This window comes from Chamaesiphon sp. VAR_48_metabat_135_sub (genome assembly GCF_031418915.1).
Classification (GTDB): domain Bacteria; phylum Cyanobacteriota; class Cyanobacteriia; order Cyanobacteriales; family Chamaesiphonaceae; genus Chamaesiphon.
The window spans coordinates 1-2,168 of the sequence record NZ_JANOJV010000171.1 but is presented as its reverse complement, the minus strand read 5'-3'; the positions used below and the strand labels follow the sequence as shown (position 1 = coordinate 2,168).

2 protein-coding genes and 1 pseudogene are annotated in these 2,168 nt (G+C 41.2%); all 3 read left to right on the top strand.

The window, feature by feature from the left end; all coding sequences use genetic code 11:
* A partial coding sequence (locus RMO55_RS12435) for a restriction endonuclease subunit S (RefSeq protein ID WP_310426941.1) occupies nt 1–583 on the top strand: 583 nt, incomplete at its 5' end.
* A 255-nt stretch (nt 584–838) separates the two neighbouring features.
* Nucleotides 839–958: pseudogene (locus RMO55_RS22260) on the top strand (GxxExxY protein); the annotation flags it as partial.
* 128 nt (nt 959–1,086) lie between these two features.
* On the top strand, nt 1,087–2,168 hold a 1,082-nt coding region (locus RMO55_RS12425), incomplete at its 3' end, for a type I restriction endonuclease (RefSeq protein WP_310426939.1).

The following is a 2,168-nucleotide window of genomic DNA, read 5'->3' as shown; positions in this document are numbered from 1 at the left end:
GAAACGTTTTAAGGAGTTTGAGGGTAGCGAGTGGAAAAGGTATAAACAGAATCAAGTTGCTCATTTTTATAATGGACGAGCATACAAGTTATCTGAATGGGAAGAAATTGGTACTCCTGTAATTAGATTGCAAAATCTTACAGGTACAGGAAAGAATTTTTATTACTCTAATCTTGAACTCCCTGAGCATCAATATGTGAATTCAGGTGATTTACTCTATATGTGGTCAGCTACTTTCGGCCCACACATTTGGCAAGGAGAAAGAGCAATCTATCATTATCATATTTGGAAGGTGGTATGCAATGATAATTTATTAAGCAAGAATTTCTTTTACTTTTTACTGGATTTTGAAACTCAGCAAAAAATGAGTAAATCTAATGGGATGGGAATTCTGCATATAACTAAATCCACAATGGAATCTACGCAAGTAATATTACCATCACTTCCAGAACAGGAGAAGATTGCGGCTGTACTCTCTGCTGCGGATGAGGAAATATCAACCCTAGAAAAACAACTGGCTGCTTACAAGCAACAGAAACTAGGATTGATGCAGCAACTACTCACCGGGCGCATCAGGATTTAGAGGATTTTAGGATTTTCAGGATTAGGGTGTTTGTGGGTAGCAAAGGGTGTTCAGGATGGATGGGATTAAGATATTTAGTGAGTAGCAAAATTCTTAACTATCTACGCATCCTTCAAACAACCAAAATCCTCCAAATCTCAACCATCCCCGCATCCCACAAACCACCTAATCCTGAAAATCCCAAAATCCTAAAAATCCTGATTCTCATGGTGGGGTGTGGGGGAACACTAAAAATGCACGCATGGAGAATAAGCTATGGAACTCAACGATATCACATACAAAGTTAATGGCTGTGCAATGAAAGTCCACAATGAACTAGGTAATGGCTTTCAAGAAATTATCTATCAAAGGTGTCTAGCCATAGAATTCAAGAAGGTATTTAATAAACGATACAAAGAACCCTCTACTAATGAAATAATGGCATTAGCCGATCGTGGTAACTCTTTTAATTTTCTGGATGATGAACCCGATTTATATACTCTTACTGATGGAGATTTAGTTTGATGACACCATCCTCGATCGATCTACGCGAAGTCATCTCATCCCAAATCCCCGCCCTCGCCCTGCTCCAAAATATTGGCTATACCTACATCACGCCAGCAGAAGCTCTCGCACATCGTCAGGGAAAACGATCGAAAGTAGTCCTAGAAGACATCCTCACCGCCCAACTTCACCAGCTCAATCAGATCGAACATCGGGGTAAAATTTATCCATTTAGTGATGCTAATATTCAAACTGCTGTCGCTGCAATTAGTCAATTTACTTACGACGCTCTCTATACTACTAGCGAACAGATTTACGATTTATTAGTACTAGGGAAAAGTCTCGAACAAACGATCGATGGTGACAAGAAAAGTCACACAGTTAAATATATCGACTGGGAAAATCCGGCGAATAATGTCTATCACGTCACCGATGAGTTTGAGATCGAACGGTTGAATAGTACCCAAACTCGTCGCCCTGATATTGTGGTGTTTATTAATGGGATTCCGGTAGTTGCGATCGAATGTAAGCGTCCCGATCTAAATGATGCAATGGGCGATGCAATTAGTCAACACCTGCGGAATCATCGCCCTGATGAAATTCCGCACTTTTTTTGTGTGACGCAGATATTGCTGGCGATCGCGCAGAACACGGCTCAATATGGTACAACTTACACTGACAAAGAATTTTGGGCGGTGTGGAAAGAAGAAGCTATTCCCGAAACTTTTGAGGCTGAACTTTATGCCTTAATTAATGTGCCATTAGCTCAGGCGCAGAGTCAGAAATTACTAAGCTGGCGGGAAGTTTGGGCACAGTCAAAGATTAAAGAATTATGGGCGGCGGGAATTAGAGAAGTATCGGCGCAGGATCGAATTCTCTACAGTTTGTTAAATCCAGCGCGGTTATTAGATCTGATTTATGGTTATATTTTATTTGATAGTGGCACGAAAAAAATCGCTCGTTATCAACAGTATTTTGCGGTGAGAGCTACTATCGATCGAGTCAAGCAGGTGCGAGGTGATCTTTCGCGTCAGGGTGGGGTAATTTGGCACACGACGGGGAGCGGCAAGTCGTTAACGATGGTGATGTTAGCCAAGGCATT